Raw genomic sequence first — 12002 nt, 5'->3', positions numbered from 1 at the left:
GGGGAGGCGGGTGCCTCAGCTGGTGCGGCCCTTGGCGTCGAAGCGCTTCATGCGGTCCAGCACCGAGTCCGCGTCCGGCTCGTGCAGCTCGTCGACGATGCGTCCGTCCGCGAGGAACACGACCCGGTCCGCGTAGGCCGCCGCCACCGGGTCGTGGGTGACCATCACCACCGTCTGCCCCAGCTCCCGCACCGAGTTGCGCAGGAAGCCGAGCACCTCGGCGCCCGAGCGCGAGTCCAGGTTGCCGGTGGGCTCGTCACCGAAGATGATCTCCGGCTTGGAGGCCAGGGCGCGCGCCACGGCGACACGCTGCTGCTGACCGCCCGACAGCTGCGCGGGCCGGTGGCTCAGTCGCCCGGACAGCCCGACCATCTGGATGACGAGGTCCAGCCACGCCTTGTCCGGCTTCCGGCCCGCGATGTCCATCGGCAGCGTGATGTTCTCCAGCGCCGTCAGGGTGGGCAGCAGGTTGAACGCCTGGAAGATGAAGCCGATCTTGTCCCGGCGCAGCTTGGTGAGCTGCTTGTCCTTCAGCGAGCCCAGTTCCGTGTCACCGATGCGGACGGAGCCGGACGAGAAGGAGTCGAGCCCGGCCACACAGTGCATCAGGGTCGACTTGCCCGAGCCCGAGGGGCCCATGATCGCGGTGAGCTGGGCCTGCTGGAAGTCGACGGTGACCTGGTCGAGGGCCACGACCTGGGTCTCGCCCTGTCCGTAGACCTTCGACAGTTCCGTGGCGCGGGCCGCCACGGCGGTGGTCCGGTCGGCGAGGGGAGTGCTGGTCACGGGAGGGTGCTCCTGTCGGGAGGCTGCGGTGGAGAGGACCCTTCCATCGTCGCGGCCCGAGGGCCGCGGGGAATCAGCCGCTGCTCCGGTTCGCGGGACAGTCTGGAGTCGGACCGGGGCCCGCCCGGTCATACCTCGGGATGACGCCCTCTGTGACCTCCGGGGGACCCGGCCGGCGGGAAAGCGGTTGGCCATGCCGGTTCGGGGGCGGCTCGCGATCTCCATCAAGACGGTGAAATTCCGTCATTCCCCATGCACGCGCTGTGGCCACCGGAAACGCTGGGGGCATGTGCGGACGGCCCGTACCAGTGGCTGATGCCCCCTCAGGCATCAATAAAATAAGACAACATCGCGCCGCACGGCCCCTGTTCGGGTGATGCGCCCCGATAGGCTCGGCACGCTCGATGCCTGGCCCACGGCCTGCCCGGATGGTGGAATGCAGACACGGCGAGCTTAAACCTCGCTGCCCCTCGCGGGCGTGCCGGTTCAAGTCCGGCTCCGGGCACTTCCGCACTTGCCGCACGGAGCACGCAGCCCCCGGCGAACGCCCGGGGGCCCGACGGTCAGCGTCAGGTCTCGAATCGGTCCCAGGTCGGTCATGGGGGCGGACATCCTCCCGGTGGGAATCCCGCGCGCGCGTAGCGTGTTGCGCGCAAGGATGAGGGAAAGATCCTTCTCAGGCAGTAGGACCGTTCCTTTGCCTACCTATTACTCTTGAGCCAAGACCACGCCACGTGGCCATGGAGGAGTGAAATGAGGAGCAGCAACCCGGTCTTCTCGCGACGGGGATTCAGCCGCGACAACGGCTACGCGGGCTTCAACGCCGCGCCCGGGGCCGGGGGAGCCACACAGGGCAACCCGTACGCGCAGAACCCCTACGCGGGCGGCAACCCCTACGCGCAGAACCCCTACGGCCAGCAGACGCAGTACGGCGCCCCGCCGCAGGCCCCGGCCGCCCCCGGCCGGATGACGATGGACGACGTCGTCATGCGCTCGGCGATGACGCTCGGCACGGTCGTCGTCGGAGCGGTCCTCGCCTGGGCCCTGCTGCCGGTCTCGGCCACCAGCTACGGACTGGCCGTGGGATCCGCGCTCGTCGCGTTCGTCCTGGCGATGGTGCAGTCCTTCAAGCGGACCCCGGTGCCCGCACTGATCCTCGGCTACGCCGCCTTCGAGGGCGTCTTCCTGGGCGTCGTCAGCGAGATGTACAACGAGCGGTGGCACGGCGCGCCCTTCCAGGCGGTGCTCGGCACCATGGCGGTGTTCGGCGCGACCCTTCTCGTCTACAAGGCCGGCTGGATCCGGGTGACCGCGCGGTACGCCCGCGTGGGCATGGCCATCGCCATCGCCTTCGTCCTGACCATGGCGGTCAACCTGCTGCTGGTCGTCTTCGGGGTCGCCCCCGACGGCGGGCTGCGCAGCATGGGCCCGCTGGGCGCGGTCGTGGGACTCATCGCGATCCTGATCGGCGCGTTCTTCCTGACGCTCGACTTCAAGGTGATCGAGGACGGCGTCGCGTACGGCGCGCCGCGCGAGGAGTCCTGGCTGGCCGCGTTCGGCCTGACCGTGCACCTGGTGTGGATCTACATGGAGATGCTGCGACTGGTCGCCATCTTCAGCAGGGACTGAGGCCTCGGACGCCTCGAAGGGCCCGCGGACCGTCACGGTCCGCGGGCCCTTCGCATGGAGGGGACGGTGCGGGTGGTGCGCGCTCAGAGCAGTTTGCGCGCGGCTCTCCTCAGGTCGTACTCGTGGATGATCGCCTTGGCGTGCCCGTACGCGAGGTTGTGCTCGTGGCGGAGCCAGATGAGCTTCTCCTCGAAGCAGAGGGCGGGGCCTTCGTCGATGGTGCGCAGCCAGTCGGAGACTTCACGACCGGTGCAGTGGGGGATGCGGGCGAGCAGGTTGCGGTGGGTCTCCTCGGAGAAGACTTGGGACATCGGCGCCTCCGGACGCACTCGATGAAGCCGGTCCTTCAGGCCACCGTGCCTGAGCGTTCGCCTGTTGGCAACAGTCGTGTGGTGACGCGTAGTCTCGCGACGTGCTTGATACGACGCCTTTGACCCAGGCAGTGGACCACTTCGCCGACCGCCTGCGGGCCGCGCCGCAGAGCCGGCTCCAGCGGAGCGCGGCGGCCGAGGCCCTGGGCCTGGCCAGGGAGTTGGCACGGCGTGCCCAGCTCCTGGAGGACCCCTCGGCCCAGCCCCGCCGGATGCCCGACGCCGGCATGTTCGCGGCGGCGGACCAGGTCACGGTCGCCGGACACGATCTGGCGATCGTCCTGAAAGACGCGGAGCAGCTTGCCGAGGCCCTGGTCCTCGTGGAGGAGGCGCAGAAGCGCGCCGGCGTGTGAGGCCGCCCGACGGCCGGCACCCGGGGCCGGCCGGCCTGGGCTACATCGACGCGATGACGCGGTCCGCGAGGACGTAGACGTTCTCCTCGCCGCACCCGAAGGTCAGCGCGTAGGCGCCCGAGACGCCGGAGCCGCCCAGCAGTACCGGGGTGTTGCCCTCGGCCAGCGCCGAGGCCAGCCGCTGCGCGGTCTCGCGGTGGCCCGGGGTCATGCACAGCGTCGTACCGTCGGCGAAGACGTAGACGTCGAGGGTGCCCAGCGGGCCCGGACGCACATCGGCGAGCTCGGTCCGTGCCGCGGCGAGCTTCTCCAGGCGGGAGACCGTGCCCTCGGGGTTGCCGACGACGGGCGACGGGGACGGCACGAAGTCCGGGTGGGAGGGGTGGCGGCGGCGGGCCGCGGCCCGTTCGGGCGACTCGCCCGCGAAGGCTCCGTCCTGGAAGGCGCCCGCGACGAACCCGCTCTCCTCGGACACGGGCTCGCCCACCGGCTCCAGGCCGCCGTGCTCCAGCCCGACCTGCTCCGGACGGCCGTGCTCCAGGCCGTATTGGCCGAAGTCGTCGTGCCCGAGGGCGGGGTGGCCGAGGCCGTCGTGCTCCCCCAGGTCGTCGTGCTCCAGACCCGCGAAGTCCGAGGGGCGGGGCAGGAAGAGGTCGCTGTCGGGCAGGCCGAGCAGGGTGGGGGCGTCGGCGATGTCATGCGCCTCCTGGGCCGCCCAGAAGGCGCGTGCCTCGGCCAGTTCGCGCTCCCGCTCCTCGGCGAGCGCGTCGGCCACCGCGGCACGTATCTCCTCCGTGTCGGAGGCGGAACGGGCGGCCGGCACCAGGCCGTGCGGCTGCGCGCCACGGCTTCTCGCGAGTTCGCCGTGCAGGGCCGCGACCTGTCGGCGCAGCGACCGCATGCCGCACAGGACGGCGACGCCCACGCCCGCGGTCGCGGCCGTGGTGAGCAGCAGGACTATCGGCATGGCGCTCACTGACGTACTCCCGGTTCAAAGTCGACCCCCGACTTCCTACATCAGCTTGAAGGGCGGACTAACCCACTGTCAGTGCGTAACGTCACGAAACGGACAGCCGATCGGTGCTGATGTCTCCCATGGGGCCAGCGTGACCTGCGAGTATCCCCGGCGCAGGGAGATAGGTCACATCCTGGGGGAGATTGGATCACAAAACGGCCCGGAACCCCGGCAACAGGCGGGATCCCGGGCCGTCGCGCGCTCGGGCGCGAGAGGGTCAGCTGAGGCGCTCGATGACCATCGCCATGCCCTGGCCGCCGCCGACGCACATCGTCTCCAGGCCGAACTGCTTGTCATGCCACTGGAGGGAGTTGATCAGCGTGCCGGTGATGCGGGCGCCGGTCATGCCGAAGGGGTGGCCGACGGCGATGGCGCCGCCGTTGACGTTCAGCTTGTCCAGCGGGATGCCCAGGTCGCGGTAGGAGGGGATCACCTGGGCGGCGAACGCCTCGTTGATCTCGACCAGGTCGATGTCGTCGATGGTGAGGCCGGCGCGCCGCAGGGCCTGCTTGCTGGCCTCGACCGGGCCGTAGCCCATGATCTCGGGGGACAGGCCGGAGACGCCGGTGGAGACGATCCGCGCCAGCGGGGTCAGTCCCAGCTCACGGGCCTTGGTGTCGCTCATGATGACCAGGGCGGCGGCGCCGTCGTTGAGCGGGCAGCAGTTGCCGGCGGTGATCCGGCCGTCGGGGCGGAAGACCGGCTTGAGCCCGGCGACGCCCTCCACGGTGACACCGGCCCGCGGGCCGTCGTCCTTGCTGACGACCGTCCCGTCCGGAAGGGTCACCGGGGTGATCTCGCGCTCCCAGAAGCCCTTGGCGATGGCCTGCTCGGCGAGGTTCTGCGAGCGGACGCCGAACTCGTCCATCTCCTCGCGGCTCACGCCCTTGAGGCGGGCGAGGTTCTCGGCGGTCTGGCCCATGGCGATGTACGGGTCGGGCAGGAGGCCGTCCTCGCGCGGGTCGTGCCACTCGGCGCCCTCGGAGGCGGCGACGGCGGCGGTGCGGGCCTCGGCCTCGGCGAAGAGGGGGTTGTGGGTGTCCGGGAGGCCGTCGGAGCTGCCCTTGACGCTGCGGCTGACCGTCTCGACGCCCGCGGAGATGAAGACGTCGCCCTCACCGGCCTTGATGGCGTGCAGGGCCATGCGGGAGGTCTGCAGGGAGGACGAGCAGTAGCGGGTGATGGTGCAGCCCGGCAGATGGTCCATGCCCATCTGGACGGCGACGACGCGGCCGAGGTTGTGGCCCTGCTCGCCGCCGGGGAGGCCGCAGCCGAGCATCAGGTCGTCGATGTCCTTCGGGTCCAGCGAGGGGACCTTGGCGAGGGCGGCCTGGATGATCGTGGCGGTGAGGTCGTCGGGGCGCAGGTCCTTCAGGGAGCCCTTGAAGGCGCGGCCGATGGGGGAGCGGGCGGTCGACACGATGACGGCTTCGGGCATCACGGCTCCAGTGCACGAGGATGGGCAGGGCTGTGGGGGAAGTTACCCGTACGTACGGTGGAGGTCACGGGCCGTGGGGTGTGACTCCGACCGCACTTTTCTAAGCGCTTGCTTTTTCTGGCGACCTCTCGGCGCCCGGGCGCCCGGGTGCCCGGCGGTGCGGCGCCGGGTCACGCCGTGGGTTCCGCCGCCGTGGCCGGGGTGTCGGCCGGGGTGGGCAGGCGCCGCCGGCGGCGCTTGAGGAGGGCCCAGGGGCCGCGCGGCCCGGTCGGCATCGCGGCCGTGACCTCCGTGCCTGCCTCCGACGCCGCCTCGGCGGCGGCGCGGGCCACCGGCAGGAAGCCCTCGCGACGGGAGGCGTCCGGGCGCTCCTCCTCGGCCGGCCACAGCCCGAGGGCCGCGCAGACCGTCGGCAGGACCGCCATCGCCGCCGTCGCGTAGCCCTCCGCCGAGGGGTGGTAGCTGTCCGGTCCGAACAGCTCCCGCGGATTGGCCGCGAACTCGGGGCCCAGCAGATCGCCCAGCGACACCGTGCGGCCCCCCTGCTCGACGGCCCCGATCGTCTGCGCGGCGGCCAGCTGGCGGGAGGCCCGGCGGGCCAGCCAGCGCAGCGGCTGCTGCACCGGTTCGATCGTGCCGAGGTCGGGGCAGGTGCCCACCACCACCTCCGCCCCGGCCGTACGCATCCGGCGTACCGCCGCCGACAGATGGCGCACCGACCGCGTGGCCGGCATCCGGTGGGTGACGTCGTTGGCGCCGATCATGATCACGCAGATGTCGGGAACCCCGTCCTGGGCCTCCAGCGCGCGCGACACCTGGCGCTCCAGATCGTCCGACTGGGCTCCCGGGAGGGCGACCACCCGCAGGTCCACCGGGCGCTCCGCCACCGCCGCGAGCCCCGAGGCCAACAGCGCGCCCGGAGTCTGGCGGGCGCGGCGCACACCCTGTCCGGCGGCGGTGGAGTCGCCGAGCATCACCAGGCGCAGCGGCGGATCGCCCGGAGCGGAGAGCCCCTGCACGCCGGCGCGGGTCCGGCCCGCGTGGGCCGACTCCCAGCCGTAGCGGCCGTCCGCGCTCGGCGGGTGGGGGCTGTGGCCGTTGCCCACGTGGCGCTTGGCCATCTGCGCCTCGGCGACCAGCAGCCCCACGGCAGCCGCTCCGATCAGGCCGATCCCGCCGCCGCCGTACGCCGCGCCCGTCGCGATGCGCCGGGCCACCCTCGCTCTGGACATGCTCGACATGCGCGCCGCCACCTCCTCGTAGCCGTACATCCACTGCTTGCCCCGTACGCCCCGTCCCCCAATCCCCACCGAGCGTGTTCGGCCTGTACGGGCCCGCGTTCCCCGACCCTCGGGGCGCTCGACCGCTTACTCTGACGTGACCATCACGACCACCCCTTTTGCAGCAACCGGAGACAACGGTGCAATTCCACGACTCGATGATCAGCCTGGTCGGCAACACCCCGCTGGTGAGGCTCAACCGCGTGGCCGCCGGCATCCAGGCGACCGTTCTCGCGAAGGTCGAGTACTTCAATCCCGGCGGTTCCGTGAAGGACCGCATCGCGCTGCGCATGATCGAGGCGGCCGAGGAGAGCGGCGAGCTCAAGCCGGGCGGCACGATCGTCGAGCCGACCAGCGGCAACACGGGCGTCGGCCTGGCGATCGTGGCCCAGCAGAAGGGCTACAAGTGCATCTTCGTGTGCCCCGACAAGGTCTCCACCGACAAGATCAATGTGCTGCGCGCCTACGGCGCCGAGGTGGTCGTGTGCCCGACGGCGGTCGACCCGGAGCACCCGGACTCGTACTACAACGTGTCCGACCGCCTGGTCCGTGAGACGCCGGGCGCCTGGAAGCCGGACCAGTACTCCAACCCCAACAACCCCCTTTCGCACTATCACTCGACCGGCCCCGAGCTGTGGGAGCAGACGGAGGGGAAGATCACCCACTTCGTCGCCGGTGTCGGCACCGGCGGGACCATCTCCGGCACCGGCCGCTATCTGAAGGAGATCAGCGACGGCACGGTGAAGGTCGTCGGCGCCGACCCCGAGGGCTCGGTGTACTCGGGCGGATCCGGGCGGCCGTACCTGGTCGAGGGCGTGGGCGAGGACTTCTGGCCGACGGCGTACGACCGCACCGTCGCCGACGAGATCGTCCCCGTGTCCGACAAGGACTCCTTCCAGATGACCCGGCGTCTGGCCAAGGAGGAGGGGCTGCTGGTGGGCGGCTCCTGCGGCATGGCCGTCGTGGCGGCGCTGCGCGTCGCCGAGCGGCTCGGCCCCGACGACGTGGTGGTCGTGCTCCTTCCCGACAGCGGACGCGGCTACCTGAGCAAGATCTTCAACGACGAGTGGATGGCGGACTACGGCTTCCTGGAGGACACCGGCCCGAGCGCCCGCGTCGCCGACGTGCTCGGCGACAAGGAGGGCGACGCCATTCCCTCCCTGGTCCACATGCACCCCGACGAGACGGTCGGTCAGGCCATCGAGGTGCTGCGCGAGTACGGCGTCTCGCAGATGCCGATCGTCAAGCCGGGTGCGGGCCACCCGGACGTGATGGCGGCCGAGGTCGTCGGCTCCGTGGTCGAGCGGGAACTGCTGGACGCGCTGTTCACCAAGCGCGCCTCGCTGGAGGACCCGCTGGAGAAGCACATGTCCGCCCCGCTGCCGCAGGTCGGTTCCGGTGAGCCGGTCGAGGACCTGATGTCCGTGCTCGGCGCGGCCGACGCCGCGATCGTCCTGGTCGAGGGCAAGCCGACCGGTGTGGTCAGCCGGCAGGACCTGCTCGCCTTCCTGGCCAAGGGCGCCAAGCAGTGACCCACGCCCGGTGAACCGGGTCGGCGCCCCCGGTCAGCGGGGCGCCGGCCCGAACCCGGTGCGGCGCGCGCGGAGATGGGATTCCCGGAACTGGTACGCGCACGTCACGTCCACGCAGCACCCGCTTAACACGGGTCCGGCACAGTGGTGTCTGTCGGCGAACGGCAGGGGCACCTCCCGGTGGTGGAAATCGGGGGGAGGGCCACTGGCTTCGTCCGACGCCCGAAACGGCGTCAAGGACCTCCGGAGCGGCTCCCGGACCTCCATGGACGCCATGGACGCGGAGCCCGGCCCTGACCCGGCCCGTGTCCCTCGCGGGGACCGCCGTCGTCCCGCCCCCCGGCTACGGGGGTGCGGCGGTCCCCGCGCCAAGCCTTCTTCCCGGGAGCGGTCAGTCCTCCCGGTCGGTCTCGCGCGAGGATCTGCCGCCGCGGCGGAACATGCCCGGGGTGACACGGGCGACCTGGACCACGTTCACCCCGACGAGGCCCGCCCAGGTGATCAGCAGGCCGGGCAGGTGGCCGATGCCTCCGCCGATCGCCGACAGCGGGACCGCCAGCACCAGCGACACGATGCCGAAGCCGAAGCGCTCGCCCCAGGAGTCCGTGGCCCGGGGGGAGCGGGCGCCACGGGCCATCACCGTCTGCTGCTCGGCCAGCCCCCGCCGCACCTGTCTGTCGACGACACCGTCGATGCGCCGACCGAGCTGTTCCAGGAAAGAGTCGACCAGCGCCGAGTCGTATTCCTCGCCCAGCTCCCTGCGGGCCTGGAGGGTGGCGTGGAGTTCCGTCCTGAGGTCGCTGTCCCGCGTGTCCATTCCGGTCATGGGCATCACGTTACGGAGCGTCGGCGCCTCACTCACTGGGGTTAGCCCCCCTCTTCGCGCGGGGGCGGCCCGCACGAGGCCGGTGGACTCCCGTGAGCGCGGGAGTCCACCGGCGAGGGGGACGGGGACGAGGGAGGACGAGGGAGAGGCCCGGGACGGCGGCCGGTGCGGCCGTCCCGGACGGGTCAGTCGTTGGCGGGGACGCCTCGGCGGTCGTCCTCGGGGGAGAGCGGGGGCGCGGTGGGCTCCGTCGCCGTGGCCGCGGTCGCGGTCGCCACCCCGGCCGCCGCCGGGCGGCGGCGGGAGACGGCCACGCCGGCCAGGCAGATCGCCCCGCCCAGGAGCGTCAGCCAGCCCGGCACCTCGCCCAGCACGAGCCACGCGATCAGGACCACGATGGCGGGAACGGCGTACGTGGTCGCGCCGAGCTTGCCCGCCGTGGTCCGCGACAGGGCGTAGGCCCAGGTGCTGAAGGCCAGGGCGGTCGGGAACAGGCCCAGATAGACGACGTTGAGCGTGGCCCGCGCGGGTGCGTCGCCGAGCTGGTCGAGGAGCTGCCAGGCGAAGGGCAGGGTGGCGGCGGCCCCGACGAAGCAGCTGTACGCGGTGACCTGGATCGGGCTCGCGTACGACAGGGCCGGCTTCTGCAGGACCACTCCAGCCCCGTACGCCAGCGCGGCCGTCAGGCACAGGAGCACCCCGCCCACGGAGGACGAGCCGCCGGAGGAGGTGGACAGGCCGACCACCACGGCACCCACGAAGGACACCGCCATACCGGCCAGCAGCATGCGCGGGAAGCCCTCCTTGAGCAGCCAGCCGCTGAGCAGGGCGATGACGATGGGACCGATGTTCACGACCATGGCCGCCGTGCCGGCGTCGACCAGCTTCTCACCCCAGTTGAGCACGACCATGTAGAGCCCGAACCAGAGCAGGCCCGAGGCGAGGATGCCCGGCCACGCCTGGCGCGGCGGTACCGGCACCCGTTTCACGATCAGGACCACGCCGAGTACCGCGGAGGCCGTCAGCAGGCGGCCGAGCGCGAGATCGCCGGGCCCGAAGTATTTGGCGGAGGCACGGATGGAGACGAATGCGGAGGCCCACAGCACGACCGTGATCGACGCGGCTATCAGGGCACGGTAATCGACTTTGGATTCGGCAGCCTTGTGGTTCATGCCTGCAAGCTACTAGCTCACGGGGGCAGTTGGGCCGGTGGCGGACAAAAACCGGAGATGCCACCGGATTCCGGGGACCCCCGGTGCGAGCCGCGATCTTCGTCGCGGGACCGGCCGACAAAAAAGCGGTTGGTCAGCCGAATATCGGGAGTCGGACGGGATATCCACCGAGGTGGGAGCGGAGAACCGTGCGGTCTGTCCGGAAGGATCGCGTGGTCCCGGCGCCCGCGGGTGTTGTGCTCGCCGAGTTCCGGGGTACGGTGGCCAACGTTCCGGGTACGGTGATCAAGCGGGGCCACTCCGGTCATGTGCGATCGAGGCGCCCGACGAGTTTCCCGGAATCAGCCGCGGTGTGGCGGTGGGCGGTCGGATCGGCGGCCATGGTCACGCCTATTTCCGCGACCCGTATATCGGGTATCGACACCCACTCGTAATCCCGCCGAGATCTGCGTCACATCAAGTTGACACTTGATCAAGTCGTTGATTGCCTAGTAGCGTTCGGATGTCTGCGAAAGACTCCCTGCGAAACACTCTCAAGGCCCATGACCGGAGCAATGTCGCTACCTGACGGGGGAGAGAAATAATGTCAGCCGCTGGTTCGTCGGATGAATTTTCCTTATCACGCCGGATGAATAACTCGACCGCTTCGGAATACGAGCGGTCGACGTCGGTGCGCGAGGTCGCGCTCGTCGATGAGTTGTCTCCGTCAGCGTCGGGCCCCGTTCACCCCGTGGACCCCTCCCCCTGGTTACTGGCCGCGGACCCCGCCGGCGATCCCGCCGGCCGCCCGGCCGGCTCCGCGTCGGCCGGCCGCCCCGACGCCGACGCGCTCCTCTTCTGCTTCGCCCACGCGGGCGGCAACCCCCGCACCTACCTCCGCTGGCAGGACGCCCTCGGCCGGGACGGCCGCGTCCTCGCGGTGTGTCCCCCCGGCCGCGGCCACCGCTTCCGCGAACCCGCGCTCTCGACCGTCGCCGAACTCGCCGACGGCGCGGCGGACGCCGTCGAGGCCACCGCCGCCCGCCAGGGGCTGCCGTTCCTCCTCTTCGGCCACAGCTTCGGCGCCGCCCTCGCCTTCGAGGTCGCCCGGCGCATCGACGGTGTCCCCGGCTTCGCGGGCCTGGTCGTCTCCGGCTGCGCCGCCCCCAGCCTGCTGCCGACCCCCCGCGTGGTCGAGGCCGCCGGCCTCACCGGCCGCGCGTTCACGGAGGCCGTCGCCTTCTTCGGCGGACTGCCGCCCGAGGTCGCCGAGGACGAGACCGTGCAGGAGTTCCTCCTGCCCCACCTCAAGGCCGACTTCCGCATGGTCGCCGGCTACCGGTACCGCCCCGCCGCCCCGCTCGGTGTCCCGGTCACCCTCGTCAACGGAACGGGCGACCCGCATGTCACCCCCGAGTCGGTCGAGCCCTGGGGCCGCGAGTGCGCCCAGGCACCCGTACGCCACTGGGTCGACGGCGGCCACTTCTACTTCGAGGACCGGCCCGCCGACGCCATCGGCGTCCTGCGGCCGCTGCTGCGCGCGGCAGCGGCGTCCGCCCAAGCCGGTGACGAGTACGTTGAGTTGATCTGACGGCCCAGGCGGCACCAGCGCCGACGCACC

Annotated in this window: 11 protein-coding genes and 1 tRNA gene; 5 read left to right on the top strand and 7 right to left on the bottom strand. The window is 71.4% G+C overall.

All coding sequences use genetic code 11. The features are described 5' to 3' along the window. Positions 1–15: 15 nt before the first annotated feature. On the bottom strand, positions 16–786 hold the full coding sequence (locus tag AB0C59_RS14820; protein WP_363004353.1) for an ABC transporter ATP-binding protein: 771 nt from the start codon (positions 784–786) through the stop codon (positions 16–18). A gap of 422 nt (positions 787–1208) precedes the next feature. On the opposite strand from AB0C59_RS14820, the gene AB0C59_RS14815 reads away from it, so the two are divergent. After that, a tRNA-Leu gene (locus AB0C59_RS14815) sits at positions 1209–1291 on the top strand. Positions 1292–1539: 248 nt separating this feature from the next. Continuing rightward, positions 1540–2415 carry a Bax inhibitor-1/YccA family protein gene (locus tag AB0C59_RS14810; protein WP_363004351.1) on the top strand — a complete coding sequence of 292 codons (876 nt, stop codon included), beginning with the start codon at positions 1540–1542 and terminating at the stop codon, positions 2413–2415. Between the two features lie 83 nt (positions 2416–2498). On the opposite strand, the gene AB0C59_RS14805 is transcribed toward AB0C59_RS14810, so the two are convergent. Beyond that, positions 2499–2726 carry a DUF4287 domain-containing protein gene (locus AB0C59_RS14805; protein ID WP_363004349.1) on the bottom strand — a complete coding sequence of 76 codons (228 nt, stop codon included), beginning with the start codon at positions 2724–2726 and terminating at the stop codon, positions 2499–2501. A gap of 119 nt (positions 2727–2845) precedes the next feature. On the opposite strand from AB0C59_RS14805, the gene AB0C59_RS14800 reads away from it, so the two are divergent. Beyond that, positions 2846–3139, top strand: a complete 294-nt coding sequence (locus tag AB0C59_RS14800; RefSeq protein WP_363004347.1) for a hypothetical protein — start codon at positions 2846–2848, stop codon at positions 3137–3139. Positions 3140–3179: 40 nt separating this feature from the next. On the opposite strand, the gene AB0C59_RS14795 is transcribed toward AB0C59_RS14800, so the two are convergent. The 3 genes from AB0C59_RS14795 to AB0C59_RS14785 all read right to left on the bottom strand — a co-directional run bounded on the left by AB0C59_RS14795 (position 3180) and on the right by AB0C59_RS14785 (position 6833). After that, positions 3180–4106 carry a hypothetical protein gene (locus AB0C59_RS14795; RefSeq protein ID WP_363004585.1) on the bottom strand — a complete coding sequence of 309 codons (927 nt, stop codon included), beginning with the start codon at positions 4104–4106 and terminating at the stop codon, positions 3180–3182. A gap of 265 nt (positions 4107–4371) precedes the next feature. Continuing rightward, on the bottom strand, positions 4372–5592 hold the full coding sequence (locus AB0C59_RS14790; protein WP_363004345.1) for an acetyl-CoA C-acetyltransferase: 1221 nt from the start codon (positions 5590–5592) through the stop codon (positions 4372–4374). 170 nt (positions 5593–5762) lie between these two features. Next, the gene (locus tag AB0C59_RS14785) at positions 5763–6833 is read right to left on the bottom strand and encodes an SGNH/GDSL hydrolase family protein (RefSeq protein ID WP_363004583.1); all 1071 of its coding nucleotides are present in this window, start codon (positions 6831–6833) and stop codon (positions 5763–5765) included. Positions 6834–7012: 179 nt separating this feature from the next. On the opposite strand from AB0C59_RS14785, the gene AB0C59_RS14780 reads away from it, so the two are divergent. Beyond that, a complete protein-coding gene (locus AB0C59_RS14780; RefSeq protein WP_363004343.1) occupies positions 7013–8404 on the top strand; it encodes a cystathionine beta-synthase in 1392 nt (463 codons plus the stop codon). Between the two features lie 391 nt (positions 8405–8795). On the opposite strand, the gene AB0C59_RS14775 is transcribed toward AB0C59_RS14780, so the two are convergent. Together AB0C59_RS14775 and AB0C59_RS14770 are read right to left on the bottom strand one after the other, a co-directional pair. Beyond that, positions 8796–9230 carry a hypothetical protein gene (locus tag AB0C59_RS14775; protein WP_363004341.1) on the bottom strand — a complete coding sequence of 145 codons (435 nt, stop codon included), beginning with the start codon at positions 9228–9230 and terminating at the stop codon, positions 8796–8798. Positions 9231–9415: 185 nt separating this feature from the next. After that, positions 9416–10402 carry a DMT family transporter gene (locus AB0C59_RS14770; protein ID WP_363004339.1) on the bottom strand — a complete coding sequence of 329 codons (987 nt, stop codon included), beginning with the start codon at positions 10400–10402 and terminating at the stop codon, positions 9416–9418. 730 nt (positions 10403–11132) lie between these two features. Between AB0C59_RS14770 and AB0C59_RS14765 the strand changes: the two genes are divergently transcribed. Next, complete coding sequence (locus AB0C59_RS14765) at positions 11133–11972, top strand: alpha/beta fold hydrolase (protein WP_363004338.1); 840 nt, start codon at positions 11133–11135, stop codon at positions 11970–11972. The last annotated feature ends 30 nt before the right edge of the window (positions 11973–12002 follow it).

The sequence above is a fragment of the Streptomyces sp. NPDC048664 genome (assembly GCF_040650555.1).
Taxonomy (GTDB): domain Bacteria; phylum Actinomycetota; class Actinomycetes; order Streptomycetales; family Streptomycetaceae; genus Streptomyces.
The sequence above is the reverse complement of the archived record's forward strand: the minus strand, read 5'-3'. Positions and strand labels throughout refer to the sequence as shown.